33 protein-coding genes are annotated in these 24746 nt (G+C 60.5%); 18 read left to right on the top strand and 15 right to left on the bottom strand.

Annotated elements, in window-relative coordinates; translation table 11 throughout:
- Positions 1–9: 9 nt before the first annotated feature.
- Together cbiB and ACXAC3_RS17870 are read right to left on the bottom strand one after the other, a co-directional pair.
- Positions 10–930 carry an adenosylcobinamide-phosphate synthase CbiB gene (cbiB, locus tag ACXAC3_RS17875; RefSeq protein ID WP_475163039.1) on the bottom strand — a complete coding sequence of 307 codons (921 nt, stop codon included), beginning with the start codon at positions 928–930 and terminating at the stop codon, positions 10–12.
- On the bottom strand, positions 927–1892 hold the full coding sequence (locus ACXAC3_RS17870; RefSeq protein WP_475163035.1) for a threonine-phosphate decarboxylase: 966 nt from the start codon (positions 1890–1892) through the stop codon (positions 927–929). The genes cbiB and ACXAC3_RS17870 overlap by 4 nt, the downstream gene beginning before the upstream one ends.
- Positions 1893–2075: 183 nt before the next feature.
- Here ACXAC3_RS17870 and ACXAC3_RS17865 point away from each other — a divergent pair, with 183 nt between their 5' ends.
- Complete coding sequence (locus ACXAC3_RS17865; protein WP_475163031.1) at positions 2076–2438, top strand: response regulator transcription factor; 363 nt, start codon at positions 2076–2078, stop codon at positions 2436–2438.
- On the opposite strand, the gene ACXAC3_RS17860 is transcribed toward ACXAC3_RS17865, so the two are convergent.
- Complete coding sequence (locus ACXAC3_RS17860) at positions 2420–3409, bottom strand: glutathione S-transferase family protein (protein ID WP_475163029.1); 990 nt, start codon at positions 3407–3409, stop codon at positions 2420–2422. The two genes, ACXAC3_RS17865 and ACXAC3_RS17860, sit on opposite strands and share 19 nt — an antisense overlap.
- Before the next feature lie 210 nt (positions 3410–3619).
- Between ACXAC3_RS17860 and ACXAC3_RS17855 the strand changes: the two genes are divergently transcribed.
- On the top strand, positions 3620–3973 hold the full coding sequence (locus tag ACXAC3_RS17855) for a hypothetical protein (RefSeq protein WP_475163028.1): 354 nt from the start codon (positions 3620–3622) through the stop codon (positions 3971–3973).
- Here ACXAC3_RS17855 and ACXAC3_RS17850 read toward each other — a convergent pair.
- Together ACXAC3_RS17850 and ACXAC3_RS17845 are read right to left on the bottom strand one after the other, a co-directional pair.
- Positions 3970–4497, bottom strand: coding sequence for a L,D-transpeptidase family protein (locus ACXAC3_RS17850; RefSeq protein WP_475163025.1), 528 nt, complete (start codon positions 4495–4497; stop codon positions 3970–3972). The two genes, ACXAC3_RS17855 and ACXAC3_RS17850, sit on opposite strands and share 4 nt — an antisense overlap.
- Positions 4498–4500: 3 nt before the next feature.
- Positions 4501–5673 (bottom strand): MalY/PatB family protein, encoded by a 1173-nt coding sequence (locus ACXAC3_RS17845; RefSeq protein ID WP_475163023.1) that lies wholly within the window; start codon positions 5671–5673, stop codon positions 4501–4503.
- Positions 5674–5767: 94 nt separating this feature from the next.
- Between ACXAC3_RS17845 and def (ACXAC3_RS17840) the strand changes: the two genes are divergently transcribed.
- The 5 genes from def (ACXAC3_RS17840) to ACXAC3_RS17820 are packed head-to-tail and all read left to right on the top strand — an operon-like array spanning position 5768 to position 8191.
- On the top strand, positions 5768–6286 hold the full coding sequence (gene def / locus ACXAC3_RS17840) for a peptide deformylase (protein WP_475163021.1): 519 nt from the start codon (positions 5768–5770) through the stop codon (positions 6284–6286).
- The gene (gene def, locus ACXAC3_RS17835) at positions 6283–6777 is read left to right on the top strand and encodes a peptide deformylase (protein WP_475163017.1); all 495 of its coding nucleotides are present in this window, start codon (positions 6283–6285) and stop codon (positions 6775–6777) included. Before def (ACXAC3_RS17840) ends, def (ACXAC3_RS17835) begins: the two co-directional genes overlap by 4 nt.
- Positions 6778–6779: 2 nt before the next feature.
- A complete protein-coding gene (gene fmt / locus ACXAC3_RS17830) occupies positions 6780–7697 on the top strand; it encodes a methionyl-tRNA formyltransferase (RefSeq protein ID WP_475163015.1) in 918 nt (305 codons plus the stop codon).
- 7 nt (positions 7698–7704) lie between these two features.
- On the top strand, positions 7705–7953 hold the full coding sequence (locus tag ACXAC3_RS17825; RefSeq protein WP_475163013.1) for a hypothetical protein: 249 nt from the start codon (positions 7705–7707) through the stop codon (positions 7951–7953).
- Between the two features lies 1 nt (position 7954).
- Positions 7955–8191 (top strand): GlsB/YeaQ/YmgE family stress response membrane protein, encoded by a 237-nt coding sequence (locus tag ACXAC3_RS17820; RefSeq protein WP_475163011.1) that lies wholly within the window; start codon positions 7955–7957, stop codon positions 8189–8191.
- A 57-nt stretch (positions 8192–8248) separates the two neighbouring features.
- Here the strand turns inward: ACXAC3_RS17820 and ACXAC3_RS17815 are convergent, their stop codons facing one another.
- The 7 genes from ACXAC3_RS17815 to ACXAC3_RS17785 all read right to left on the bottom strand — a co-directional run bounded on the left by ACXAC3_RS17815 (position 8249) and on the right by ACXAC3_RS17785 (position 12588).
- Positions 8249–8620 (bottom strand): YybH family protein, encoded by a 372-nt coding sequence (locus ACXAC3_RS17815; RefSeq protein ID WP_475163008.1) that lies wholly within the window; start codon positions 8618–8620, stop codon positions 8249–8251.
- A gap of 141 nt (positions 8621–8761) precedes the next feature.
- Positions 8762–9385 carry a trimeric intracellular cation channel family protein gene (locus ACXAC3_RS17810; protein ID WP_475163005.1) on the bottom strand — a complete coding sequence of 208 codons (624 nt, stop codon included), beginning with the start codon at positions 9383–9385 and terminating at the stop codon, positions 8762–8764.
- Entirely contained in the window at positions 9382–9849 is a 468-nt protein-coding gene (gene rnhA / locus ACXAC3_RS17805; RefSeq protein ID WP_475163003.1) for a ribonuclease HI, read from the bottom strand. Before rnhA ends, ACXAC3_RS17810 begins: the two co-directional genes overlap by 4 nt.
- Positions 9842–10426, bottom strand: a complete 585-nt coding sequence (locus tag ACXAC3_RS17800) for a class I SAM-dependent DNA methyltransferase (RefSeq protein WP_475162998.1) — start codon at positions 10424–10426, stop codon at positions 9842–9844. Before ACXAC3_RS17800 ends, rnhA begins: the two co-directional genes overlap by 8 nt.
- Complete coding sequence (locus tag ACXAC3_RS17795) at positions 10423–10875, bottom strand: DUF3429 domain-containing protein (RefSeq protein ID WP_475162995.1); 453 nt, start codon at positions 10873–10875, stop codon at positions 10423–10425. Before ACXAC3_RS17795 ends, ACXAC3_RS17800 begins: the two co-directional genes overlap by 4 nt.
- Positions 10872–11822: a 4-hydroxy-3-methylbut-2-enyl diphosphate reductase gene (gene ispH, locus ACXAC3_RS17790; protein ID WP_475162993.1), complete on the bottom strand. Its 951-nt coding sequence runs from the start codon at positions 11820–11822 to the stop codon at positions 10872–10874. Before ispH ends, ACXAC3_RS17795 begins: the two co-directional genes overlap by 4 nt.
- Before the next feature lie 190 nt (positions 11823–12012).
- Positions 12013–12588 (bottom strand): LabA-like NYN domain-containing protein, encoded by a 576-nt coding sequence (locus ACXAC3_RS17785; RefSeq protein WP_475162992.1) that lies wholly within the window; start codon positions 12586–12588, stop codon positions 12013–12015.
- Positions 12589–12728: 140 nt separating this feature from the next.
- On the opposite strand from ACXAC3_RS17785, the gene folK reads away from it, so the two are divergent.
- The 9 genes from folK (at position 12729) to rnc (ending at position 19825) form a co-directional block, all read left to right on the top strand.
- Complete coding sequence (gene folK, locus ACXAC3_RS17780; protein ID WP_475162990.1) at positions 12729–13298, top strand: 2-amino-4-hydroxy-6-hydroxymethyldihydropteridine diphosphokinase; 570 nt, start codon at positions 12729–12731, stop codon at positions 13296–13298.
- Positions 13299–13392: 94 nt separating this feature from the next.
- Positions 13393–13746: a DNA-directed RNA polymerase subunit omega gene (rpoZ, locus tag ACXAC3_RS17775; protein WP_010437681.1), complete on the top strand. Its 354-nt coding sequence runs from the start codon at positions 13393–13395 to the stop codon at positions 13744–13746.
- Between the two features lie 26 nt (positions 13747–13772).
- Positions 13773–15905, top strand: a complete 2133-nt coding sequence (locus ACXAC3_RS17770) for a RelA/SpoT family protein (protein WP_475162988.1) — start codon at positions 13773–13775, stop codon at positions 15903–15905.
- A gap of 16 nt (positions 15906–15921) precedes the next feature.
- Positions 15922–16620 (top strand): DUF2062 domain-containing protein, encoded by a 699-nt coding sequence (locus ACXAC3_RS17765; protein ID WP_475162987.1) that lies wholly within the window; start codon positions 15922–15924, stop codon positions 16618–16620.
- Positions 16613–17362, top strand: coding sequence for a pyridoxine 5'-phosphate synthase (locus ACXAC3_RS17760; RefSeq protein ID WP_475162985.1), 750 nt, complete (start codon positions 16613–16615; stop codon positions 17360–17362). The genes ACXAC3_RS17765 and ACXAC3_RS17760 overlap by 8 nt, the downstream gene beginning before the upstream one ends.
- Positions 17359–17832, top strand: a complete 474-nt coding sequence (locus tag ACXAC3_RS17755) for a hypothetical protein (protein ID WP_475162981.1) — start codon at positions 17359–17361, stop codon at positions 17830–17832. Before ACXAC3_RS17760 ends, ACXAC3_RS17755 begins: the two co-directional genes overlap by 4 nt.
- On the top strand, positions 17829–18248 hold the full coding sequence (acpS, locus tag ACXAC3_RS17750; protein ID WP_475162979.1) for a holo-ACP synthase: 420 nt from the start codon (positions 17829–17831) through the stop codon (positions 18246–18248). Before ACXAC3_RS17755 ends, acpS begins: the two co-directional genes overlap by 4 nt.
- A gap of 57 nt (positions 18249–18305) precedes the next feature.
- Positions 18306–19145, top strand: coding sequence for a signal peptidase I (lepB, locus tag ACXAC3_RS17745; protein WP_475162977.1), 840 nt, complete (start codon positions 18306–18308; stop codon positions 19143–19145).
- Entirely contained in the window at positions 19142–19825 is a 684-nt protein-coding gene (gene rnc, locus ACXAC3_RS17740; RefSeq protein ID WP_475162976.1) for a ribonuclease III, read from the top strand. The genes lepB and rnc overlap by 4 nt, the downstream gene beginning before the upstream one ends.
- On the opposite strand, the gene ACXAC3_RS17735 is transcribed toward rnc, so the two are convergent.
- On the bottom strand, positions 19818–21194 hold the full coding sequence (locus ACXAC3_RS17735) for a multicopper oxidase family protein (RefSeq protein ID WP_475162973.1): 1377 nt from the start codon (positions 21192–21194) through the stop codon (positions 19818–19820). The genes rnc and ACXAC3_RS17735 overlap by 8 nt on opposite strands.
- A 158-nt stretch (positions 21195–21352) precedes the next feature.
- Between ACXAC3_RS17735 and era the strand changes: the two genes are divergently transcribed.
- Positions 21353–22261: a GTPase Era gene (era, locus tag ACXAC3_RS17730; protein ID WP_475162969.1), complete on the top strand. Its 909-nt coding sequence runs from the start codon at positions 21353–21355 to the stop codon at positions 22259–22261.
- Positions 22262–22304: 43 nt separating this feature from the next.
- Entirely contained in the window at positions 22305–22634 is a 330-nt protein-coding gene (locus ACXAC3_RS17725; protein ID WP_475162966.1) for a DUF1491 family protein, read from the top strand.
- Positions 22635–22636: 2 nt separating this feature from the next.
- On the opposite strand, the gene ACXAC3_RS17720 is transcribed toward ACXAC3_RS17725, so the two are convergent.
- Both ACXAC3_RS17720 and ACXAC3_RS17715 read right to left on the bottom strand, forming a co-directional pair.
- A complete protein-coding gene (locus ACXAC3_RS17720; RefSeq protein ID WP_475162964.1) occupies positions 22637–22942 on the bottom strand; it encodes a hypothetical protein in 306 nt (101 codons plus the stop codon).
- A gap of 171 nt (positions 22943–23113) precedes the next feature.
- Complete coding sequence (locus ACXAC3_RS17715) at positions 23114–24613, bottom strand: tetratricopeptide repeat protein (RefSeq protein ID WP_475162962.1); 1500 nt, start codon at positions 24611–24613, stop codon at positions 23114–23116.
- Positions 24614–24746 lie beyond the last annotated feature (133 nt).

The following is a 24746-nucleotide window of genomic DNA, read 5'->3' as shown; positions in this document are numbered from 1 at the left end:
ACAGGTCCGTCACAAGAAAAAGCTGACCCCAACCCACACTGACAGAAGACCAAGCGCAAGCCCCCAAACCCGCCACAGCATGTCACATGCGCGGAAAACTTCCGGCGCGCCGATTTCGCGCGGAGCGTTGCCGTTGACCCAGGCCAGATCACGCACTTGCCCGTCATAACTTCGTGGTCCGGCCAGAGCCACGTTGAGCGCGCGGGCCATCGCAGCCTCGGGCCAACCGGCATTGGGCGAAATGTGGCGTCGGGCATCTGCGACGATCTCGGGCCACCGACCCCACTGGCCGGACAGCGCCACGATGATCAAACAGGTCAGGCGGGCTGGGATCAGGTTCAACACGTCGTCGAACCGGGCCGCAGCCCAGCCAAAGGCGCGGTATTTCTCGTTCCTGTAGCCGATCATGCTGTCGGCGGTGTTGACGGCCTTGTAAACCAACAGGCCCGGCAGCCCTGCGACCAGAAACCAGAAAGCCGGTGCTATCACCCCGTCGCTGAGGTTCTCGGCCGCGCTTTCGATGGCTGACCGGGCGACCTGTGCCTCGTTCATGTCGCGCGTGTCGCGCGAGACGATCATGGCCACTTTCGCGCGCCCCTCCGACAATGAGTTGCGCAGCCCCTCGCCAACGTCACGCACATGCGTAACCAGTGACTTCTGCGCCAGCAGGATGGCGCAGAAGATGACCTCGGCCAAAGGCCCCAGCAACGTCAGCGCATACCCGGTCATCAACGCGCCGACGGTCAGCGCCGCAACTATGGCACACCCTTTCAGTCGCCGCATGTCGCCCCGGTTCAGCCGATTGTCCAGCCAGCCGATGATGTTGCCGATGGCAACCGCGGGGTGGCGGACGCGGGACCACAGCCAGTCGGGCTCTCCCAGTGCTGCATCGAGGCACATGGCGCACACCAGCAGAAACGCGGTGCTCACAATGCGGCCTCCAGCCTGTCCCACCCGTCTGATGGCGGCAACCCCAGCCGCAGAAGGGTACTGGAATAGGGGAAAACACGGCTCCAGATATGGGCGCGGGCCAGCCGATCCTGCCAGTTTGCGGCATCGACGACTTGGTAGAGGCGGAACAGGGTTGTTCCACCGACAAGTTCGGCCTCATTGCGGATCAGCAACCGGTCCAACCGGGCGGCCTCGGTACTCAGTACCTGTCGGGTCGCGGCGGCCCAGCCGAAATCAGACAACGCCCGCGCCCCGATCCGCAGTGCAGGACCGGAGACTGCCCAGGGGCCGGTCAAATCGTTCAGCCGGGCGATCAGATCCGGGTGACCAATGGCGAAGCCCAGCCGCATCCCCGCCAGGCCCCAGAATTTGCCAAAGCTTTTAAGGACAATGACGCCGGGCCGATCTGCCAGATGTATCAGCGACGCGTCTGGGCAGACGTCGCAAAAGCTTTCGTCGATCACGGTCAGCGGCGCGTCAACATCGGCCGCTGACCAGACCCGGCCATCAGGGTTGTTCGGATGCACAAGGACGCGGGCCTGCGCGGGGCCGTACTCGGCCACAGTCCAGCCCTGCGCCGAAAATGCCGCAGCGTGCTCGTTATAGGTTGGCATGGTGATCTGGACATGGCCCCTGGCCGCCAGCGCGGGAAGGCGCGCGATGATGGCCGAGGCACCCGGCGCAGGCAGGATAGCAGCGTTTTCGGGGACCGACCAGAACCGGCGTGCCGCGTGGGTCAGAAGCGTAAAGGCGCCGTGATCCGGCAATCCGGTCCAGTCCGACGGAACCAGCCCCGAAATGTCGTACGGGTGCGGGTTGATGCCGGTGGACAGGTCGATCCAGTCCGCGCGCGTTCCGCCATAGGCGGCGATGGCTGCATCCAGTCCGCCGCCGTGATCGCGTGCGGCGCGTGGGTTCAAGGTATCGTCATGGCCTGCCATCGGGTGCCTCGCCTGAATCGCCTGTTTCGGCCTGCTTCAAGCGGATTTTCGCCATTTACACAAGCAAATCCGCGTGACCGGTGGCTGGGAGGGGCGTCGTTAACAGTTTGTTAAGGAAATAGCGTGATCACAAACCACGGGGGTCGGCACCACTCACCATACCTAGTGCCGAGGTTGTTGCAAATGAATGTTCTGATTGTTGAGAGTAACCCCGATCTTGGTCGGGTCTGGAAAAGGCATCTGGAACGGCAAAATGCCGAGGTGACGCTTGTCACCGGGCAGGAGGCCGCGATCCTTGCGCTTTATGGCGCGGATTTCGACATTATCGTGCTGGATCTGGTTCTGGAAACAGGCAGCGCGCTGGCGGTGGCGGATTTCGCCAGCTACCGCCGCCCCGAGGCACGGGTGATCTTTGTCACCAACACCACATTCTTTTCGGATGGTTCGATTTTCGCACACAGCCCGAACGCCTGCGCCTATGTGCAAAGCGGGACGCCGCCAGAGGATCTGGCGGCGATGGTGGAGCATTACGCGGCGGGTCGCTGACCGCGGCCATGAGGCTCGGTATAGTTCAGTGCCGGGTTCACCGGGATGATCCGGTGCGGATTGATGCTGTCGTGGCTGTAGTGATAGTGGCGCACGATGTGGTTCATGTTCACCGTTCCGGCCACGCCTGGCCACTGGTACAACTCGCGGGTGAAGGCCCACAGGTTGGGGTAGTCGATCAGCCGGCGCCGGTTGCATTTGAAATGCAGGTGATAGACCGGATCGAACCGGATCAGCGTGGTGAACAATCGCCAGTCGGCCTCGGTCACACGGTCGCCCATCAGATAGCGGTTCGAAGCCAGACGATCCTCAAGCCAGTCCAGCGTGTCGAAAAGCGGCTCAACGGCGGCATCATAGGCTTGCTGAGTGGTGGCAAAGCCGGATTTGTAAACGCCGTTGTTGACGTTGGAATAGATGCGGGCGTTGACCTCTTCGATCGCGTCGCGCATCGCCTCGGGCCAGTAGTCGTTGGTATTGCCGGTGATGCCGTCGAAGGCCGAATTGAACATGCGGATGATTTCCGAACTTTCGTTCGAGACAATCGTTTCCTGCTTTCTGTCCCACAGGATCGGAACGGTCACGCGGCCTGAATAGGCCGGGTCGGCCTTGGTATAGACCTGATGTGCAAAGTCCAGACCGTACAGCCCGTCACCCGTGGCGCCGTGGTCGTCGGTTTCGAAGGTCCAGCCGTGATCCAGCATGTCGGGATGCACTACAGAAACCGAGATCAGGTTGCTCAGCCCCTTTAGTTCGCGGAAGATAAGCGTGCGATGCGCCCAGGGGCAGGCGAGGCTGACATACAGATGGTAACGATCGGGCTCTGCCTTGAACCCGCCTTTGCCGGTCGTTCCGGCGCTGCCATCGGCGGTCAGCCAGTTGCGAAACTGCGCGGCGCTGCGTTTGAACGCGCCGCCGGTGGATTTGGTGTCATACCAGGTGTCATGCCATTTGCCGTCGACCAACAGGCCCATTTCAAGTCCTCCGCAATGCGATTTCGGTAAACATAAGGGGTCGCTGCCTGCCTTCCTATGACAGGCGACGCGCACCGAACCTGCGCTTGCGCACAGGTCGATTAGGATTTCCACGCAACAATTTAAGGCCAAAGGCTGTTGTGTGAACGGCTTCATTGGATTTTTACGATTGCTGCCGCACAATAGAGACCATTGCGGGGGAAATTTATTATGACGACCTATGTTTCAAAGGAAATCAGCGCCGAATTGGATGCGGCGCGAATCGCGGCTCTGAAGAAAACCAGCCGCCTGCGGGTACAGATTGGCGACAATGCCTTCAAAATCCTGAGATTGTGGAAAGACGGCTTCACTGTCGAGGCCGCATCGACGCCTCGGCTGCGTGGGCTGGTCGATATTTACGATGGCGCCCGTCACCTGTATCAGTGCCTGATCATTGCGGATGAAGATGAAGCAGGTGAAATGCGGTACGAGTTCAAGCGCAGCACGGCAGCGGCGGACAAGGCTCCGCTGGATTTCTACCGCGCGCCCGATGCGCCGATTGCCCTGCTGGGGTACGAGGACTAGGGGCGGATTTCCACGACAGTACCGGTTGGCGTCAGGCTCCAAAGCTGCGCCATTTCGGCGTTTGAGATCGCGATGCACCCTGCCGTCCAGTCGCCGGGCAGGGCCAGGCCGACGACACCGTTTGGTGGCCCGTGTATGAAGATATCGCCGCCCGGATCGATGCCCAGGCTTTGGGCGCGCGTGACATCTTCGGGCAGCGGATAGTTGATCCCCAAAGACAGGTGATAGGCGCTCTGAGGATTGCGCCTGTCGATCTTGAAGGTGCCAATCGGTGTTTTCCCGTCACCTTCCTGTTGCTTATCGCCATCGGGTGCAAAACCCAGTGCGATGTCGGCCTGCATGACAACCGCACCGTTCAGGGTGGCGGTCAGCAAACGGGCAGACTTTTCGATCAGGATATAGTCGATCTGCGTGGCGTGAGGAGCCATTGGCGGCGCAGGCGGGCGCGGCCCGAACTGGTGCCAGCCAAGCCACGCCGCGCCTGCCGCAAACAGCAACAATGTTATGAGCGCAAACCGCCGCATGCCCTACTGCAGATCGGCAAAGGCGTGCTTCAGCCGTTCACAGGCATCTTCAACCCGCGCCCGCTGGGTGGCCAGATTGAACCGTTCAAAGGTCTCCCCCCCAGTGCCAAAACCGGGGCCAGAAGATGTGGCGATCCGGGCTCCCTCACGCAGGCGCCGGACGAATTCGTCGTGGTTCATTCCGGTGCCCGAGAAATCAACCCATGCCAGGTAAGTGGCCTGCAGCGGCATGGACCACAAACCGGGAATCTCGGCGATGGCGGCGTCAAAGATCTTACGGTTTCTGTCCAGATGCGCGATCTGCGCGTTGACCCATTCCGCCCCTTCCGGCGAATAGGCGGCCGTGATCATCGCCACCCCCAGCGCACTGGGATCGTAATCCAGCGTTTGTATCCGGTGGCGCATGGCCGCGCGCAGTTTCGGATCGGGAATGATCATATTGCCTGTCCGCTGACCGGCGATGTTGAACGTTTTGGACGCTGCCGTCAGGGTGACAGTCCAGGGCCGCGCGTCAGGGGCGGCCACATCCATCGGCACGAAGGTGCTGCCGGGATAGACCAGATCGTGGTGGATTTCGTCAGAGACCAGGATCAGCCCGTTGCGTTCAGCGAAGGCGGCCACCGCGCGCAGTTCGTCCGGCGTCCAGACCCGGCCCGACGGATTCTGGGGTGAGCACCAGAGCAACAGTTTTTCCGACCCGTCCAGCCGCGTTTGCGCGTCGTCCAGACCCAGAACATAGGAATCGCCGTGCTGCACCAGCGGGCATTCGACCACACGACGCCCGGATTTGTTCACCTTGTGGGCGAACTCATGATAGACGGGGCTGAAAATCACCACGCCGTCACCCGGTTCGCTCCAGACATCCAGACAGAGGGCAATTGCGTTGCCGAGACCCTGCGACGTCAGCACCCAATCGGTGTCGATCTCCCAGCCGTGGCGGTTTTTCATCCACCACTGGACCGAGGCCAGGTAATCCGGGTGAATCCAGGAATATCCGAAGGCACCATGATCGGCGGCTTTGCGCACTGCGTCGATCACGCAAGGCGCTGTTGCGTAATCAGAATCTGCCGTCCACATGGCCAGCCCGTCCTCGGGCGAGACGCCATATAGCACCTCCATCTTGTCCCATTTTGAACTGTTGGTTCCCCGGCGGTCGATCAGGTCGTTGAAAGTCATGTCTTCTCCATCTGTCCTGCCGAAAGCTAGCTGCTATTCCTGCGGGCGCAAGGGGGGCGTTGCGGCGGGGGGCGGGATGGCCTAAATCAACCCCATGAAACGCAATATCCTGATCCATCCCGATCCCCGCCTGAAAAAGGTCTGCGCGCCGGTTTCCGACATCACCGACGACTTGCGGCAGTTGGCCGATGACATGCTGGAGACGATGTATGACGCGCCCGGCATCGGGCTGGCCGCGCCGCAGATTGGGGTGTTGGACCGCTTGATCGTGTTGGATTGCATCAAGGAAGAGGGTGAGACGCCGCGCCCGCTGATCATGTTCAACCCGGAAGTCATCGCGTCGTCGGAAGAAACCAATGTCTACGAAGAAGGCTGCCTGTCGATCCCCGAGCAATTCGCCGAGGTGACGCGCCCCAAAGTGGTCGATGTCACGTGGTTGGATCGCGATGGGAACCTGCAACAGGAAACCTTCGACGGGCTCTGGGCAACCTGTGTGCAGCATGAGATTGATCACCTGAACGGCAAGCTGTTCATCGATTACCTCAAGCCGCTGAAACGTCAGATGATCACCCGCAAGATGCAGAAGCTAAAGCGCGAGCGGGCCCGCGCATGACTGTTCGAACCTGCCTGCCGTGGCCGGACAAACGCCTGCGGACCAAGGCCGAGGACGTCACCGAGATCACCGATGAGATACGCGCGATCTGGGACGACATGATCGACACGATGGAGGCGATGCCCGGCGTCGGTCTGGCCGCCCCGCAGATCGGTGTGATGCTGCGACTGGCTGTCGTGGACGGCTCGACCGAGCGTGGTCGCGCGGTGCGTCTGGCAAATCCGGAAATCCTGCACAGTTCGATTGAGCTGCGCGAACATGACGAGGCCAGCCCGAACTTGCCGGGTGTTTCGGCCAAGGTGAAACGTCCGCGCGCTGTGACGGTCAGATATCTGAACGAGCACGGTATGATCGATCGACGCGATTTTGTTGGCATCGAAGCCACCAGCGTCCAGCATCAGATCGACCACCTGAACGGCCGGATGTACTTCGACCGGCTCAGCAAGGTCAAACGGGACATGCTGTTGCGCAAAGCCAGAAAGCAGGGGTAGGAATGCGGGTCATTTTCATGGGCACGCCGGATTTCTCGGTTCCTGTACTGGACGCTCTGATTCAGGCCGGGCACGAGATTGCTGCGGTGTATTGTCAGCCCCCGCGCCCGGCGGGTCGCGGCAAAAAGGACCGTCCGACGTCGGTGCATGCCAGCGCCGAGGCTCTGGGCCTGACCGTGCGCCATCCGGTGTCATTGAAATCACCGGAAGACCAGGCGGCCTTTGCCGCGCTGAATGCCGATGTGGCCGTGGTCGTGGCCTATGGCCTGTTGCTGCCGCAACCCATTCTGGACGCGCCAACGCAGGGATGCCTGAACATCCACGCCAGCTTACTGCCGCGTTGGCGGGGTGCCGCGCCAATTCACCGGGCGATCATGGCTGGCGATGCCCGCACCGGCATTTGCATCATGCAGATGGAGGCCGGGCTGGACACCGGCCCGGTTCTGCTGCGCAGGGCCACCGATATCGGGCCCGAGGAAACTACGGCCCAGTTACACGACCGCCTTGCGTTGATGGGTGCGGATCTGATTGTCGAGGCGCTGTACCGGCTGCCGGACCTTACGCCCGAACCACAACCGGACGAAGGCGTGACCTATGCGACCAAGATCGACAAATCCGAGGCGCGGGTGGACTGGACCCGACCCGCGCACGAAGTCGATCGCCTGATCCGGGGCCTGTCGCCCTTTCCGGGGGCCTGGACCGAGATGGACGGCGAACGCGTGAAACTGCTCGCCTCACGATTGGCCGAGGGGCAGGGCGCGCCGGGTGAGGTCCTCAATGACACACTGCGCGTGGCCTGTGGAAACGGCGCGGTTGACCTGCTGCGTCTGCAACGGGCAGGCAAGGGGGCACAGGATGCGGATGTGTTTCTGCGCGGCTGGCCCGTGCCCAAAGGACGCCGAATTCAGAAGGAACAGTGACTTGTACATGATTTTGTTTGGGACGGTGCTGATTGCTGCTGCGGTGGGGGCGCTTTCGGAAAAATCCGGCTTCACCCGGAACGGGTATCTGCCGTCCGTCATCATTTGTATCGGCGGGGCGTTTTTGTTTTACTTCGCGCAGATCATGTTTGGCAGAATGTTCGGGTTCAATTTCGGAATCGGGTCGCCGGGGATGAACGCCATCGTGTCTTCCGTCGGTGCGCTGGTCATCGTACCCACCCATTGGAGGAAGTAGCATGCCCGTCATTGCCCTGATCGTGATCGGAGCCGCCGCTGGCTTTCTGGCCACCCGCCAGATGCGGATCGAGGCGGATATCCCCACAACCATGCTGATCGGCATCGTCGGGGCCCTGGTGGGCGGATTTCTGTTGCGCGCCCTCATAACGCTGGCGGGCTGGCTGTCGGGCTTTGTCGGCGCCGTACTTGGTGCGCTGCTGGTGATCTGGATCTGGCAGACCTATCTGCGCCGCTAGCCCGCCAGCGCCCGGGCATTGGGCAATGGGGAGGACTTACCGCCCAAAGCGACCGGTTCAGGGTAGATCGCTGTTGAATATGGAAATGGCGACTTTCCATGCGCCGTCAGGCTGGCGTTTCAGGATGTTGACGAACTTGCCTTTTTCGGGCGGGTCCGTATCCGCGATGGCATAAGTTCCGACCTGATAGGCCATATCGCCGTCTACGCCATAGTCGATCAACGCGTTCTCGTGGGTGCCACCGGTATTTTCCCTGATGCGGGAGCGGTAGGTTTCGACGAAAGCGGCTCTGCCGCGCGTCATGGGTTCGCCGGGCGGCATCAGCATGACGTCTTCGGTAAAGAACGCAGCACACCCGTCCGCGTCGCCCCGGTTGAATGCGTCATTATAGGCGGCGTCGAATTTTTCGAGTGTTTCTTTCATATCCATTGGTCCCTCCCACTGACCGTTGAACCTGCGAAATGTCTGCCCCATCGTGCCACAAGGCTGCGACATCCCCAAAGAAGGCAAAGTGGCGGTACAACTTCCGGCTTTTCAAACTGCGCTTGGCAGGCGTGGAGGGGCAGCGCTTCAGCGGCGCGGTGGGCGGGCTTTGTAGACCGGCAGCTGCCAGCCAAACAGCAACGAACCGGCCCGCAAAGCCCAGCAGATCAGCGCGCAGGCAGACAGCGCCACAAACTCTCCAAACCCCAGAAGGGTGATCGGCACAGCGGTCAGCGCACCGGCAAAGGCGCAGGACACATACAGCTCGCCCTGTTTCAGAACCAGCGGCACCTCATTGCAGACCACGTCGCGCATCAACCCGCCAAGGCAGCCGGTGGTTATTCCCATCAGGACCACGATCACGCCCGGCTGACCCAGCGCCAGAGCCGCACCCGTGCCGGCGGCAACGGCAACGGACAAGGCAAAACTGTCCAGCCACACCAGCCAGTTGTACCGGCTTTCCACCAGATGAGCGGTGAAGAACACCAAAACGGCGGCCGCGACCGCAATCAGGACATAGTCAGGCTGCCCCACCCAGAACACCGGGTGACGGTTCAGCAGCAAATCGCGCACCGTGCCGCCGCCAACCGCGGTCAGACATGCGATAAACGCGAACCCGACAAGGTCCAGTTGCGCCCGGCTGGCCACCAACGCACCTGTCAGCGCAAAGACCAGAACCGAGGCGTAATCGAGCAGGGCAAGCCCGCTCACGCCTGCGCCTTTTTCGGTTTGAACGGGGCCATGCCCGCACGGGCAAGCTCATCGGCTTTTTCGTTTTCGGGGTGCCCCGCATGGCCCTTGACCCATTCCCAGGTCACGTCGTGGCGGGTCTGCGCCTCATCCAGACGCTGCCACAGGTCGACATTCTTGACCGGCTTCTTGTTCGAGGTTTTCCAGCCGTTCCGCTTCCACCCGAATATCCACCCGGTTACGCCGTTTTTCACATAGGCGCTGTCGGTCACGACGGTGATCTTCGACGCCCGATCGAGCGTTTCCAGCGCGCTGATCGCGGCCAGCAATTCCATGCGGTTGTTGGTGGTCTCGGCCTCGCCACCGTTCAGTTCGCGCTCTTTCAGGACTTTGTCGCCGTCCACCGCGCGCAACAACACGCCCCAGCCGCCGGGGCCGGGATTGCCGGAACAGGCGCCGTCGGTATAGGCAAAAAGCTCAGGCATGGGCCAGAACCAGAATAAACCCGTCATAGGACCCCGCCAGCCCCTTTCCCATCCCGGTGGTGATCCGGTCGATGGTGAACCCGGCCTGCGCCAGCGCTTCTTCGATCTCGGTCTGCGAGAAATAGGTGTAATAGCGGTCCAGGTCGTCGCGGTGTTCGCCGGTGCCCAGTTTCAATCCGAGGAAAAAAACACCCTCGGGTTTCAGGGCACGGTGGATGGCGGCCAGATGTTTGGGGAAATCTGCACGCGAGGAATGCAGCAGCGAAAAACTGGCATAGACGCCGTCATACGCGGCCTCTTCACTTACATCGTCGAACGTGCCCAGATGCGCGTCCACACCGTTTTCGCGGGCATGTTCAACAAAGGCCGGGGTGGCGTCCAGCGCGCGGACCGTCAGCCCTTCGCGCATGAAAAAGGCGCTGTCCGAACCAGGGCCGGAGCCCAGGTCCAGGACATATCCGGTGCCCACCGCTTCGGCAAAGGCCATGCGGGCCTCAATCTGTTCCGGGGGCAGGGGGATCTGCAGATAGTCCATCACGCGGGTCGAATAGGCTTTGATCGTTCTTTCGTCGGTCACAGGTAAACTCCTACGGCGAGGCAGGCCAGGACAATGACTGTCAGCACCACGCGCAGCCGCAACCACCAGGTTGGGGTCAGCCGCCAGTACGCGAAAATGGCGTCCAGCACCAGCAGCCCGGCAAAACCATACATCAGGTTGGTCCCTGTGCTGACCGGTCCGCCGCCGGTTTTGAAAAACGCCCACAGCGCGGGCAGAACCGACAGCGTATAGCAGGTTGCTGCCTTGCTGCCCGAGGTCTTTGTGGCAAAGCCCCAGAGCACACCGGACATAAAGCTGAGGATCACCGAGCCATAGAACAACTGCACATAGGGCCCGACAAAACGCGCGCCCATTGCGTGTGTGCCCCAGGCGTGCAGATCATCGCTCAGGTACGTCAGCGCGCCCCAGATGAACGGGATCAACCCCGCCAGCCCGAGGACAAACGGTGCCCTTGGGATACCGCTCATGCGGGTTCTCTCAGCACGCGGGGCACCTTGAATTCGACATTTTCAACCGCCGTTTCCACCATTTCGACGGTCACATCATAATGGTCGCGGAAGGCGTCGATCACCTCGTTGACCAACACCTCGGGGGCTGACGCGCCGGCGGTGATGGCAATGGTGGAAATCCCCTCCAGCGCCCGCCAGTCGATATCGGTCGCGCGTTGCACCAGTTGGGCATAGTTGCAGCCGGCGCGCGCTGCGACCTCGACCAGACGGCGCGAATTCGACGAATTCGGAGCGCCGACCACCAGCAGGGCGTCCGATTTCGGAGCGACAGCCTTGACCGCTTCCTGCCGGTTGGTGGTGGCATAGCAGATGTCTTCTTTGTGCGGTCCGATGATGGCGGGAAACCGGGCCTGAAGGGCGGAAATGATGTCCTTGGTGTCATCCACGGACAGCGTGGTCTGAGTCACAAAAGCCAGCTTGTCGGCATCACGCACCGCGACGCGCGCGACATCCTCGACGGTTTCGACCAGCAGAACCTCGCCTTCGGGCAGTTGCCCCATGGTGCCGACGGTTTCGGGGTGGCCCTTGTGGCCGATCATGATCATCTGCAGCCCGGCGTCCGCGTGGCGCTGGGCCTCGACGTGAACCTTCGACACCAGCGGGCAGGTGGCGTCGACATAGATCATCTCGCGCTGTGCCGCCGTGGCCGGAACCGATTTGGGCACACCATGGGCGGAAAAGATCACCGGGCGGTCATCGGGGCATTCATCCAGTTCCTCGACAAACACCGCGCCCTTGGCGCGCAGCCCGTCGACGACGAATTTGTTGTGCACGATTTCATGGCGCACATAAACCGGCGCGCCCCACTTCTGCAGCGCCATTTCAACGATCTTGATCGCCCGGTCCACACCGGCGCAGAATCCGCGCGGGGCGGCAAGGTAAAGGGTCAGCGGGGGCTTTGTCATGTCACGGTCTCCATACGGCCACAGGTAAGTCTTTTCCCGGCCTTGGTCCAGACAGGACGGCGTCATTTACCTGACATGAATCAGTGCTAGCCAATAGGTGTTTCAGCACCTGTTCCTAGTTAAAGCAGCGCGGTCAGGGTGGAAAATCCTGACCGCGCCGATTTCTTCCCCGGAAATGAGCAGCCGGGGCTTATTGCCCGCCGGCCGCCGCGACGCTGCGCGGTTCCATCGGCACATCGCGCGGAGGGCGCCCGATTACTTCGCGCAGGTCTTCCAGTTCGATGAAGTTATCTGCCTGGCGGCGCAGCTCGTCCGAGATCATCGGCGGCTGGCTGCGGATGGTGGAAACCACCGAAACGCGCACGCCCTGACGCTGAAGGCTTGCAATCAGCGGGCGGAAATCCCCATCGCCCGAAAACAGCACGATATGATCGACACGCGGCGCAAGTTCCATGGCATCCACGGTCAGTTCGATATCCATGTTGCCCTTGACCTTCCGACGCCCCATGCTGTCGGTGTATTCCTTAGCTGGTTTGGTCACCATGGTGAAGCCGTTGTAATGCAGCCAGTCAACCAGGGGACGGATCGGCGAATACTCGTCGTTTTCCAGCAGCGCTGTGTAGTAAAAAGCCCTGAGCATCTTGCCGCGGCGCATGAACTCCTGGCGCAGCAGCTTGTAGTCGATGTCAAACCCCAGTGCTTTTGCGGCCGCATAAAGATTCGAGCCGTCGATGAACAGCGCTAGCCGTTCGTCTTTATAAAACATAAATAGATCCTTCCGGTACAAACCAGAACGCCGGGTGTTACGTGAGTGAGCTTAGGAAATATGCGGCGCGCTGATACGCCTATAATTAAGGCTTTTATTATGTATCGCAAGTATGCAATTCGCCGAATATAGGGAGCAGGATGAGCAATTTTTCGTCAGAAGCGGTGATCGCGTTGGGGGCAAATCTCAGTTTGAGAGGTTCAGAACCCAAGGTGACACTTCAGAAGGCCCTGGACGCGATTTCGCGTCAGGGGGTGGTGATTCGCGCCACAAGCCGCTTTTACCGGACGCCGTGTTTCCCGGCCGGTGCGGGCCCGGATTATGTCAACGCCGCCGCCCTGATCGGGGCGGATCGGTCGCCCGCCGACCTTTTGCGCGTGCTGCATGAGGTTGAACACGAATTTGGCCGCGAACGGGTGCAACGCTGGGGTATGCGGACGCTTGATCTGGATCTGGTCTGCCACGGTGATCTGGTTCTGCCGGACCTGGCCGAATATGACAGGTGGCGGAATTTGCCGTCCGAGGCGCAGAAACAACAGGCCCCGGATCAGCTGATCCTGCCGCATCCCCGCCTGCAGGACCGTGCTTTTGTTCTGGTTCCGATGGCGGATGTGGCCGCCGGGTGGCGCCATCCGGTGCTGGGGCGGACGGTCGCGGAAATGCTCTCGGACCTGCCTGCTGAAGACACGGCGGCGGTCACCCCATTGTGATTGGTGCTTTGATGGCATTTCTTGCTTGTCAAGGCAGGGATTCGCGCTTAGATAAACGGCTTCCTGACATGGATTCAGTAACGGAGAGCGCCCAATGGCCCGCGTGACGGTAGAAGATTGCGTAGACAAGGTTCCGAACCGGTTCGAACTGGTGATGCTTGCCGCCCATCGTGCGCGCGAGATTTCTGCCGGTGGCCCGATCACCGTGGACCGTGACAACGACAAGAACCCTGTCGTGTCACTGCGCGAGATTGCCGACGAAACCCAGAGCGCCGATGAACTGCGCGAGCGTCTGATCGAGGCCAACCAAACTCAGATCGAGGTGGATGAGCCTGAAGAGGACCAGATGGCTCTGCTGATGGGTGCGGAATCGGACAAGCCTGCCGATGACGACATGTCCGAAGAGAAGCTGCTGCGCGCTCTGATGGAGGCTCAAGGCCAGGGGTAAGCCCCAGACACGAAGGTGCGGACCGGATGATTTCTGCTGACGATCTGATTGCGCTGGTCCGCAACTACAACCCCAAGACAAATGCTGACCGCATCGCCCGGGCCTATGAGTTCGGAAAGCAGATGCATGAAGGTCAGTTCCGCCACTCCGGCGAGCCCTATTTCACCCATCCCGTTGCCGTTGCCGCCATCCTGACCGAACAGCGTCTGGATGATGCGACCATTATTACTGCGCTGCTGCACGACACGATCGAGGATACCAAGGCCAATTACGGCAAAGTGTCCGAGCTGTTCGGGGAAGAGGTCGCCAAGCTGGTCGACGGCGTCACCAAGCTGACCAACCTGCAGCTTTCCAGTCGCGAGACCAAGCAGGCCGAGAATTTCCGCAAACTGTTCATGGCCATGTCCAAGGACCTGCGGGTCATTCTGGTCAAGCTGGCCGACCGCCTGCACAACATGCGGACGATCAAGGCGATGCGTCCGGAAAAGCAAGTGGTGAAAGCGCGCGAGACGATGGATATATACGCGCCGCTTGCGGGCCGGATGGGTATGCAATGGATGCGCGAGGAACTGGAAGACCTCGCCTTCCGCGTCCTGAACCCCGAAGGCCGTCAGTCGATCATCCGCCGTTTCATCACGCTGCAACGCGAAACCGGCGACGTGATCCATCGCATCACCGGTGACATGCGGCACGAGCTGGAAAAGGCGGGTATTGAAGCCGAAGTATTCGGCCGCGCCAAGAAACCCTATTCCATCTGGCGCAAGATGCAGGAAAAGGATCAGGGCTTCTCGCGCCTTTCCGACATCTATGGGTTCCGCATCATCACCCAGACCGAAGAGGATTGTTACCGCACCCTCGGCGCGATCCACCAGCGCTGGCGCGCGGTGCCGGGGCGCTTCAAGGATTACATCAGCCAGCCGAAATCAAACGGTTATCGCTCGATCCACACCACTGTCTCGGGCCGTGACGGCAAACGGGTCGAGGTGCAGATCCGCACCCGCCAGATGCATGACGTGGCCGAAACCGGCGTCGCGGCGCACTGGTCGTATCGCGACGGCGTGCGCTCGGAAAACCCCTTTGCCGTGGACCCGGCCAAGTGGATTGCGAACCTGACCGAGCAATTCGACAGCGAGGATGATCACGAGGATTTCCTCGAAGCGGTCAAGCTGGAGATGTACTCGGATCAGGTGTTCTGCTTCACGCCCAAGGGCGACGTGGTGAAGCTGCCGCGCGGGGCGACGCCGATCGACTTTGCCTATGCCATCCATACCCGTATCGGGCATGCCTGCGTGGGGGCCAAGGTGGACGGTATCCGCGTGCCGCTCTGGACCCGGATCAAGAACGGGCAATCGGTGGACATCATCACCGCCGACGGCCAGACGCCGCAGGTCACCTGGCTTGAGATTGCGGTCACCGGCAAGGCCCGCACGGCCATCCGCCGCGCGTTGCGCGAGGTGGACCGTGAACGCTTTATCAAGCTGGGCAAGGAACTGGCGCGGTCCGGGTTTGAAAACGTGGGCCGCAAGGCGACCGACAAGGCCCTGGACACGGCTGCCAAACACCTGCGCCTGAAAGACCGGCATGAGCTGCTGGCCCGCCTGGGCAGCGCCGAACTGACGGCGCATGACGTTGTCAGCGCGGTCTATCCTGAACTGACACAGGACGAAGGTGACGCGATCCCGCTGCGCCGGGCTGTGATTGGCCTTGAACCGGGGCAGAAATTCGACCGTGCGCCCTGCTGTCAACCCTTGCCGGGTGAGCGTATCGTTGGCATCACCTATCGCGGCAAGGGCGTGGTCGTGCATGCCATCGACTGCGATCGCCTGTCCGATTACGAAAGCGAACCCGACCGTTGGGTTGATCTGCATTGGCATTCGGGCACCCACCCCGCCGTCTATGGCGCGACGCTGGACGTGACGATTGGCAACGATGCCGGGGTGCTGGGGCGTATTTGCACATTGATCGGTGAGAAAAAGGCCAATATCTCGAACCTGGAATTCGTCGACCGCAAACCGGATTTTTACCGCCTTCTGATCAGTGTCGAACTGCGCGACCTGGAACAGCTGCATTCGCTGATGCTGATGTTGGAAGCCGAAAGCGACGTTGCCGCGGTCGAGCGGTACAGAGACAGGACCAAAACCGCCGTTGCGGCTGGCTGAGAAGGGGTGATCAGGAGTGGTTTTCAAGCGCCGAGATCGACGCTCGCCTGTCCAGATCGCTTCGGAATTCGTCTATCCCCGTGGCGGATGGACCCGGGCCTTTCACTATGTCAAACACCGCGTCCGTCGCCTGCCGGATTCCCCTGAACGCATCGCGCGCGGGATCGGCGCAGGTGTATTTGCGGCATTCACGCCGTTTTACGGGCTGCATTTTTTGGTCGCCGCTGTGCTGGCCCGGCTGCTGAACGGCAACATTCTTGCCGCGCTCAGCGGAACATTCTTCGGTAATCCCCTAACTTATGTCCCCATCGGCGTCGTCTGTCTGCAAACCGGGCATTTCCTGCTGGGAACCGAGTTTCAGGAAGGCGATACACACGGCCTGATGGGTAAATTCGCCAACGCAATAGGGGACCTGAAGGACAACCTGATCGCCGTGTTTACCGATCGGGTGGCCGACTGGCACGGGTTGGGCATCTTCTACCGCGAGGTGTTTTATCCCTACATGATCGGCGGCGTCCTTCCCGGCATTCTGGCCGGAGTGATCTGCTTTTATCTCAGCCTGCCACTGATCCGCACCTATCAGCAACGCCGCCGCGCCAAGATCAAGGCTAAGTTCGAAGAAATCAAACGTCTGGCCGAATCCGAGGCTGCCGTTCCCGTTGCAAACCCACTAGGCTCGGGTCGGAATTCGGGAAAGGAATCAAGCGATGTCTGACAACCACCTGCGTCTGGGCGTGAATATCGACCACGTGGCCACCGTGCGCAATGCCCGTGGCGGGGCGTATCCTGATCCGCTGCGCGCCGCCAAACTGGCCGAAGAGGCCGGGGCCGATGGTATCACAGCCCATCTGCGCGAAGACCGCCGCCATATCTCGGATGCCGATATCGACGGGCTGATGGAGGTTCTGTCGGTGCCGCTGAATTTTGAAATGGCCGCAACCCCGGAAATGCAGAAAATTGCGCTACGCCACAAACCTCACGCGGTTTGCATCGTGCCCGAAAAGCGCGAGGAACGCACCACCGAAGGCGGGCTGGAAGTCGCGCGCGAGGAAAACAAGCTTGCGCATTACATCGCGCCGCTGCGTGAGGCCGGGTGCCGCGTGTCGATCTTTATTGCTGCCGATCAACGCCAGATCGAAGCCGCCCATCGCATCGGGGCCGAGGTGATTGAACTGCACACCGGGGCCTATTGCGACGCCCATGCCGAAGGCCGCATGGACGAGGCCGCGCGCGAACTGGATGCGTTGCGCGAAATGTCTGCCTATGCGCATTCGCTGGGGCTTGAGGTTCACGCGGGCCACGGCCTGACCTATGACACCGTCAAACCCGTGGCCGAATTTCCTGAAGTCCGCGAATTGAACATCGGCCATTTCCTGATCGGCGAGTTGATCTTTCTGGGCCTCACCCCGGCCATTGCCGAAATGCGCCGATTGATGGATGAGGCGCGGGGACAATGAGCCCGTTAAAGGTCATATTCGCGACTGATGAACACGTTAGATTGGGCTGGCTAGCGTTTGCAGCATTCGCCTTATCGGCCCTGGCTGCTTTGGTTTTGATAAAGCGCTTTTTCGAGATTGAGTGGCCTTTCCCGCTTTTTCCGATGACCATCGCGCTGGTTTGGGCTGCTTTTTGTTATGGGGTAAATGTCGGTATGCAGGGCAGACAATGTGGTCTGTCTGAAAAAAGCTGGAAATTGGCCCGAAAAATGGTTGCGATGGGCCTGTATATCGTACTCGCACTATTTCTGTATCAGGTAATTGACGTTGGTGCTGAGGTGCTGATCACCGATCTATCAGTAGTGGTATTCTTCGGCGCTCAAATAGTTGTTTTCGCCCTTGTGTCCATCGTCTTGTGTCGCTTTGCCCTCACTCTTGGGGCCAAAAGGGGCTATGCGGTGTTTTTGAAAAAGGAAAACCGAAGCGCATGATCCTCGGCATCGGTACAGACCTTGCGAATATCGACCGCATTCAGGGCACACTCGACCGGTTTGGCGACCGGTTCCGCAACCGTGTCTTCACCGAGATCGAACAGCGCAAGGCCGAGCGTCGCGCCGATACCGCAGGCACCTATGCCAAGCGCTGGGCCGCGAAAGAGGCGTGTTCCAAGGCGCTGGGCACCGGCCTGCGCATGGGTATCGCTTGGAAGGACATGGCGGTTTCCAACCTGCGCACCGGGCAGCCCGTCATGCATGTCACTGGCTGGGCTGCCGAGCGTCTGAAGGAAATGACACCGGACGGGCACGAGGCGATCATTCACGTCACCCTGACCGATGATCACCCGTGGGCGCAGGCCTTTGTGGTGATCGAGGCGCGCCCGCTTCACGAAGGCACCGCGCAGCCTTGACTCGCCCCCGACCGACCCGCATGTAGCACCCCAACAACGCAAGGAACGGAGAGCAGTATGGCCGAGGAAGCCAAAACCGGAAGTGGCATCTGGGAGACGATCAAAACCATCGTCTACGCCCTGCTGATCGCGGGTGTTTTCCGCACCCTGTTCTTTCAGCCCTTCTGGATTCCGTCCGGGTCGATGAAGCAGACCTTGCTGATCGGGGATTTCCTCTTCGTCAACAAGATGGCCTATGGCTACTCCTATGCCTCGTGCCCCAGCCTGATCATCCCCAGCGTTGGACTGAACATCGACGCCGAAGATATCTGCGGCTGGTTGTCGGGTGATGACAACGCACGGATTCTGGGCGGCGAGCCGGCGCGCGGCGACGTCATCGTGTTTCGCCACCCGGTCACCGGACGCGATTATATCAAGCGCCTGATCGGCCTGCCGGGCGACCGCATCCAAATTCGCGAAGGCCAGATCATTCTGAACGGCACCCCTGTTCCGCAACAGCCGGATGGGGTCTTTACCGAGATCGCCGAGCCTCAAGGCCCGCAACGTCTGCGCCCGCGCTGTGAAAACGGACCTGTCGGCCGTGGGGGACAGTGTGAGAAGTCGCGCCTGATCGAAACCCTGCCCAATGGCGTCTCGTATGATGTGCTCAATATCGGCAATCAGGGGTCCGACAACACCGGCATCTACACGGTGCCCGAAGGCCACTATTTCTTCATGGGCGACAATCGCGACAATTCCAGCGACAGCCGCCTGCCGCAGTCTGCCGGTGGGGTCGGGTATGTGCCGTACGAAAACCTGATCGGTCGCGCGGACCGCATCATGTTCTCATCCGCAGGTCGGTCGATGCTGTTCTTCTGGACCTGGCGCGGAGATCGCTTCTTCAAGGCGGTCAATTGAAGCTGTCAGCCGAGATAAAGGCGTTCCAGAAACGTCTGGGGTATGAATTCTCCGACCCAGAATTGCTACTGCGGGCGCTGACGCACGGGTCGGTCTCGTCCCCGACCCGCCCCGACAATCAGCGGCTTGAGTTTCTGGGCGACCGGGTTCTGGGCCTTGTAATGGCAACCGCACTGCTGGAGGCCGACAAGAAAGCCTCCGAAGGACAGCTTGCGCCCCGTTTCAATGCGCTGGTCCGCAAAGAGGCCTGCGCCGATGTGGCGCTTCAAATCGATCTGGGCGCGGTCCTGAAACTCGGCCGGTCCGAGATGCTGTCCGGTGGTCGTCGCAAGCAGGCCCTGCTGGGCGACGCGATGGAGGCTGTCATTGCCGCCATCTACCGCGATGCCGGGTTCGAGGCCGCACGCGACGTGATCCTGGCGCTTTGGGGTGACCGCATCCACAATGTCGAGGCCGACGCCCGCGACGCCAAGACCTCGCTTCAGGAATGGGCGCAGGCACGGGGACAGAAGCCGCCCTCATATGTCGAAATAAGGCGCAGCGGCCCCGACCACGCGCCCGTCTTTACCATTGCTGCCCGTCTGCAGGACGGCGCCGAAGCGCAGGCCACTGCCGGATCAAAGCGGCAGGCAGAACAGGCAGCGGCGCGCGCATTGCTGGACAGTCTTCCCGCTAAGTAACCCGGATGAACCCGGTGAGCCCGGTCTTCTGGTGTTCGATCACATGGCAGTGGAAGGCCCAGTCGCCGGGATTGTCGGCAACAAGCGCTATCTCGACCACTTCGTCTTTCAGCAACAGCATCGTATCCGTTGTCAGCGGCGGCAGGTGGCGCAGGTTCGACTTTAGCGGCACGAAGGCCAGCCCGTGCAAATGGATCGGATGCAGGTTCGGGGACTCGTTGCGCAACCGCAGAACATAACTTTTGCCGCGTTCAAGTGTCGCCAAAGGACCAACGTCCTGCGCCGCGTCGCCGGGCCATGGTTTGCGGTTGATCGACCAGAAATTGTACCCGAGAGAGCCGCAGAACCCGTTGGTGGGTTCACCGCCCTCGGGTGTCCAGCCAAAGACAAACTCATGCAGTTCGGCGGTGTTCAGATCGGGTTTGGCGATGGGGTTCTGGAGCAATGGCCGCAACTCGCGCAGATCACGTGCCACTGACTTCCCTGCGGCGCGCAATCGGGCCATTGCGCGATGCGGCTGGCCGGGAAACTTGGCCATCAGATCGACCGTTTCCCCTTCACCTGACGGCATGGCCACTGCGAAATCGACCCGCTGACCGGGCCCGACCAGAAGGGGCTGATCCGCGTCGGGTAACGGAACTTCAACCGCGACCGGGTGTCCGTCCCAGGCAATGATCCGGGCCTGGCCGCCTTGCAGATGCACCTTGTAGATACGGGTGGTGTCGGTGTTGACCACGCGAAGACGCACCAGTCCACCTGCGGCATGATCATAAACCGGCTTGTTCAGCCAGTTCGCCGTTTGCACATTGCCAAATGTCCCCGCCCGGGCCGCGCCGCGGGCGGTGTAGGCCGGTAAAAACGCCCCATCATCATTCAGTCGAAAGTCGCGCAGGTTGATCACCTGCTCGCTGTCGAACCCGGGGTCCTGAGCTTCGTCAATGACCATCACACCGGTCAGCCCGTGGGCCATCTGCTCCATCGTCATGCAATGGGGGTGGTACCAGTAGGTACCCGCATCCGGCGGGGTGAATTCATAGTCAAAAACCTCACCCGGTCCGATCGGCATTTGTGTCAGGTAGGGCACTCCATCCATTGCGTTGGCGATCCGCAGCCCGTGCCAGTGCATCGCGGTCTGGTCGGGCAGGGTGTTGCGCACCGGCAAGCGCATCACTTCGCCCTGCCTGCCGTAAAGCACGGGTGGCGGCGCGTCCGGCGACAGGCTGACCATTCCCGTCGAAACCTGGTCGCGCAGGATAAAACTGGCCGGTTGAACAACCAGTTCGGATGCGCCGGCCGCGCGACCAAACCCGCCCAGACCCAGTGCGCCGGCAGCGGCGGCGCTGCCCAATAGAAACTCTCGTCGTTTCATGTCTGCCTCGTTGAAAGGGAATGTCGCCTGGCTGTGGGTGGCTTGGCACGCCCCTGTGGTGACATCCCTGGCGCATGGCTGCAATGCGACAAATCCCTCTGGCCCGCCCGGGCTTTCTGCTATAGGGGTGCGCACTTGCAACCAGGATCGCAGGACACATGAGCACACGCGCCGGATTTATCGCCCTGATCGGAGAGCCCAACGCAGGCAAATCCACCCTTCTGAACCGCATGGTCGGGGCGAAGGTCTCAATCGTGACGCACAAGGTGCAGACCACCCGCGCCCGCATTCGCGGCGTGGCGATGGAAGGCGACGCGCAACTGGTCTTCGTCGACACGCCGGGTCTGTTCAAACCGCGCCGCCGTCTGGACCGCGCCATGGTCGCCGCCGCCTGGGGCGGCGCAGCGGATGCCGATATCGTGGTTCTGATGGTCGAGGCCCATCGTGGCATCACCGAAGGGGTGGAACGTATCCTCGAAGGTCTGGAAGAGATTGGGCAGGGCCGCAAAGTCGCATTGGCGATCAACAAAATCGACAAGGTGCCGTCCGAAAAACTATTGGCGCTGACCAGCGACCTGAATGCGCGCTATCCCTTTGCAGAAACCTTCATGATATCTGCCGAAAAAGGCTATGGTGTCGACGATCTGCGTAAATGGCTGGCGGATGAGCTGCCCGAGGGGCCATGGCTCTACCCCGAGGACCAGATCGCCGATCTGCCCCTGCGCATGATCGCGGCCGAGATGACGCGCGAGAAACTGACCCTGCGTCTGCATCAGGAACTGCCCTATCAACTGACCGTCGAAACCGAGAACTGGGAGGAACGCAAGGACGGTTCCGCCAAGATCGATCAGGTCATCTATGTCATGCGCGACGGTCACAAGGGCATCGTGCTGGGCAAACGTGGCGAAACCATCAAGGCCGTCAGTCAGACGGCCCGAGCAGAGCTGGAAGAGTTCCTGGACCGCAAGATCCACCTGTTCCTTCAGGTCAAGGTCCGGCCCAACTGGCTTGAAGAATCCGAGCGTTACTCGGAGATGGGTCTGGAATTCAAAGACGGCAACGCATGACATCCGACAAGAGTTTTCGACGAAAATTCTCGGGACCCGCGGCATGACGCGGCTGACCGCAGAATTTTGGGTTCACGCCTATTTGGCGCGGCTGCGGTTTCAGGAAATCCCGGCCTTTGTCGTGGTCCATGGCGACGACACGGCCGGCGCGGTGCTGGTCAAGCTGAACACACTGGACGGTCAGGCCACAGCGTTCCAGCGCAGCTTTGATCTGATGAGCGGTGAACGCAAATGGGTTGAGCTTTCCAGCGGGCCCGAGGCCGATGTTGACGCTGCCGTCACCCGCCAACGCGGTTTCGATCCCGACCTCTGGGTGATCGAGGTCGAAGACCGGCAGGGGCGGCATCTGCTGGGCGAAGAGGGATTGGAATAGCCCTACCAGCCGCCGGTTTTCGCCGAAATCGCATGCCCGGTTGCATTGGGATTACCACCGGCGAACTCTTTCACCTTGGCAGCGAAGTTTTTGAAATAGGTCTGCGACTGGACATGGGCCAGTGTTTCCGCACTGTCCCAGCGCCCCCAATGGAAGCGGGACTTTCCGTCATCAGCGACGGCCACTTGATAGGTGAATTTTCCGGCGACTGCGGGATCGGCATCAATGGCCGCAATGAAAGCCTCGGTTGTCGCCTTCCAGTCGGCTTCGTCGCCATCGAAACTGTAGGTAATGGTGATTCCGCGCATGATGGCCTCCAATTTAACAATTGTGTTAATTAATGTGCGGCAGGCCCCCTTTGTCAAGCCGACCGTTATTGGGGGTTATTTCAACTCCGGTATCCGTTGGCGCAGTTTCAGAGACCGATGTTGATCAATTTTAGGGCCTGCACCAACGCGCCGATGAGGCTGCGCGTCATTTCAAGGACGACAGTTCGGGTCTTGAATACAACCCGTTAGCGCAGCTTTGGTTGCGGGGTCGAATGTGCCGGTGATCTGTCCATCGTAGTGGCCGGTTTCTTGCATCACGGTTTGAAGCACCTCGATCACGCGGCTATTGGCAAGCGAAAGCGATGTGACCAATTCAGATCGCGCATCGTCGGCGCTGCGCTGCGAATTCAGCACGGATGCCCGCGCAAACAGCGCCTTCAGATGCGGCGTGTCGCGGCGGAGTGACTTACCTTCACCCGACTTAATCAGACGAACGGCTTCCTGATAATCGACCAGCGCGTCCGCCTGGCGTCCGAGCGCTTCAAACACCGCCCCGCGCTTGATCCAATGGCGGTTGTCGTCAGCGTCGAACGAGATGAATTCGTACAGGGATGCAAGCGCCCCTTCCCAATCCTGAAGTTCCATTTGCAGCGCGATTTGTGCCTCCAAGGTCAGCGGGAACATTGCAACAAGATTGCTGACCATTGCATCATGGTATGCTGAAGCACATCCACCAAATGTTGGAATGCGGTCGATGTTCTTTGCCCAGTGTTCTGTAATCGCCTTGTAATCCGCCAGCGCCAGTTCTTTTTGTCCGGTGTATTGATACAGACTTGCGCGGTATCGCTGCGCAAATAACGGAATGTCTGATATCTCCATAAGACGGTTGGCATCCTCGATGGCACCCTCAAAGTTCCGGTCGGCCCAGCGGGCGAATAGCCGGAGTTCCAGGAAATCGGAATTGTCAGGGTCGTCCCTGAGCACTTCGTCGGCCGCAGACGCGATCTTTTGAGGATGCGAGCGGGCCTGCTGACGCAAGGCCGTCAGCAATTTCCCCTGCCGCTTCAACGCGCGACAATAATCGGGCTTCAGTTCCAGGGACTTCTGAAAGTCGAGCAGTGCAGCGGGCCAGTTGTCTGATTCCATGTGAATCCAGCCAGGCAAGTACAGCCGCTCGGGCGTCACTTCCCTGATGGCCATGGCCTTGTTTGCGTCGGTCATTGCCCCGTCAGTGTCGTCGAGACGGAACCTGATCCATGCCCGATCCATCAGGAACAGGTCGAAAAACGCATGTTCGGAATGCGCCGAAACCGCGGTGTTCAGAACTGTCAGGGCTTTGTCGTACTCCTTCATGTCGTCAAGGATACGGGCCTTTTCAAACAGGGCGACGTCGTGGGTTGGGTCCACCTCAAGTGCGGCGTCGGCGTCTGCCAGGGCGCGTTGGGTGTCTTCCAGATTTCGAAACACCCGCGCCCGGTATGACAGGGCGTGTTTGTGATATCTGCTTGTGGGTTTTGAACGCTCGATTATCCCGTTTAACTCGGGCAGGGCCGCCTGATAGTTTCCTTGTTTATCGACAAGAAAAACGGCCCGTTTATACGCCGCAAGGGTTGTCGCCTGAAGCGGGTTTCTGGATGGGATAAACACAAGGAAAACCGTCAGGGCTGCAATCACCAGCGCCAGAACGCGAGTTTTCGTCAATGCAATCATGTCAGGGGCTCGGGCCGTCAATATGTTTTCTACCTGTCCCATCAGCTATGCCGAGGCAAAGCGGCCAGAATGTGGCCGGCGGGTTGGAAACTGCCGGGGTTCGAACCCGGCATGGCCTTGACGCGGCCCTTGC

This window comes from Ruegeria sp. ABV4_181 (assembly GCF_056158465.1).
This window is presented reverse-complemented; position numbering and strand designations above follow the sequence as displayed.

Bases quoted from the DNA above. Each gene is read 5' to 3' on its own strand.
- ACXAC3_RS17870 (WP_475163035.1), bottom strand. From the start codon at position 1,892: ATGGCAGGCCATGACGATACCTTGAACCCACGCGCCGCACGCGATCAC.
- ACXAC3_RS17865 (WP_475163031.1), top strand. From the start codon at position 2,076: ATGAATGTTCTGATTGTTGAGAGTAACCCCGATCTTGGTCGGGTCTGG.
- ACXAC3_RS17860 (WP_475163029.1), bottom strand. From the start codon at position 3,409: ATGGGCCTGTTGGTCGACGGCAAATGGCATGACACCTGGTATGACACC.
- ACXAC3_RS17855 (WP_475163028.1), top strand. From the start codon at position 3,620: ATGACGACCTATGTTTCAAAGGAAATCAGCGCCGAATTGGATGCGGCG.
- ACXAC3_RS17850 (WP_475163025.1), bottom strand. From the start codon at position 4,497: ATGCGGCGGTTTGCGCTCATAACATTGTTGCTGTTTGCGGCAGGCGCG.
- ACXAC3_RS17845 (WP_475163023.1), bottom strand. From the start codon at position 5,673: ATGACTTTCAACGACCTGATCGACCGCCGGGGAACCAACAGTTCAAAA.
- def (WP_475163021.1), top strand. From the start codon at position 5,768: ATGAAACGCAATATCCTGATCCATCCCGATCCCCGCCTGAAAAAGGTC.
- def (WP_475163017.1), top strand. From the start codon at position 6,283: ATGACTGTTCGAACCTGCCTGCCGTGGCCGGACAAACGCCTGCGGACC.
- fmt (WP_475163015.1), top strand. From the start codon at position 6,780: ATGCGGGTCATTTTCATGGGCACGCCGGATTTCTCGGTTCCTGTACTG.
- ACXAC3_RS17825 (WP_475163013.1), top strand. From the start codon at position 7,705: ATGATTTTGTTTGGGACGGTGCTGATTGCTGCTGCGGTGGGGGCGCTT.
- ACXAC3_RS17820 (WP_475163011.1), top strand. From the start codon at position 7,955: ATGCCCGTCATTGCCCTGATCGTGATCGGAGCCGCCGCTGGCTTTCTG.
- ACXAC3_RS17815 (WP_475163008.1), bottom strand. From the start codon at position 8,620: ATGGATATGAAAGAAACACTCGAAAAATTCGACGCCGCCTATAATGAC.
- rnhA (WP_475163003.1), bottom strand. From the start codon at position 9,849: ATGCCTGAGCTTTTTGCCTATACCGACGGCGCCTGTTCCGGCAATCCC.
- ACXAC3_RS17795 (WP_475162995.1), bottom strand. From the start codon at position 10,875: ATGAGCGGTATCCCAAGGGCACCGTTTGTCCTCGGGCTGGCGGGGTTG.
- ispH (WP_475162993.1), bottom strand. From the start codon at position 11,822: ATGACAAAGCCCCCGCTGACCCTTTACCTTGCCGCCCCGCGCGGATTC.
- ACXAC3_RS17785 (WP_475162992.1), bottom strand. From the start codon at position 12,588: ATGTTTTATAAAGACGAACGGCTAGCGCTGTTCATCGACGGCTCGAAT.
- folK (WP_475162990.1), top strand. From the start codon at position 12,729: ATGAGCAATTTTTCGTCAGAAGCGGTGATCGCGTTGGGGGCAAATCTC.
- rpoZ (WP_010437681.1), top strand. From the start codon at position 13,393: ATGGCCCGCGTGACGGTAGAAGATTGCGTAGACAAGGTTCCGAACCGG.
- ACXAC3_RS17770 (WP_475162988.1), top strand. From the start codon at position 13,773: ATGATTTCTGCTGACGATCTGATTGCGCTGGTCCGCAACTACAACCCC.
- ACXAC3_RS17760 (WP_475162985.1), top strand. From the start codon at position 16,613: ATGTCTGACAACCACCTGCGTCTGGGCGTGAATATCGACCACGTGGCC.
- ACXAC3_RS17755 (WP_475162981.1), top strand. From the start codon at position 17,359: ATGAGCCCGTTAAAGGTCATATTCGCGACTGATGAACACGTTAGATTG.
- acpS (WP_475162979.1), top strand. From the start codon at position 17,829: ATGATCCTCGGCATCGGTACAGACCTTGCGAATATCGACCGCATTCAG.
- lepB (WP_475162977.1), top strand. From the start codon at position 18,306: ATGGCCGAGGAAGCCAAAACCGGAAGTGGCATCTGGGAGACGATCAAA.
- ACXAC3_RS17735 (WP_475162973.1), bottom strand. From the start codon at position 21,194: ATGAAACGACGAGAGTTTCTATTGGGCAGCGCCGCCGCTGCCGGCGCA.
- era (WP_475162969.1), top strand. From the start codon at position 21,353: ATGAGCACACGCGCCGGATTTATCGCCCTGATCGGAGAGCCCAACGCA.
- ACXAC3_RS17725 (WP_475162966.1), top strand. From the start codon at position 22,305: ATGACGCGGCTGACCGCAGAATTTTGGGTTCACGCCTATTTGGCGCGG.
- ACXAC3_RS17720 (WP_475162964.1), bottom strand. From the start codon at position 22,942: ATGCGCGGAATCACCATTACCTACAGTTTCGATGGCGACGAAGCCGAC.
- ACXAC3_RS17715 (WP_475162962.1), bottom strand. From the start codon at position 24,613: ATGATTGCATTGACGAAAACTCGCGTTCTGGCGCTGGTGATTGCAGCC.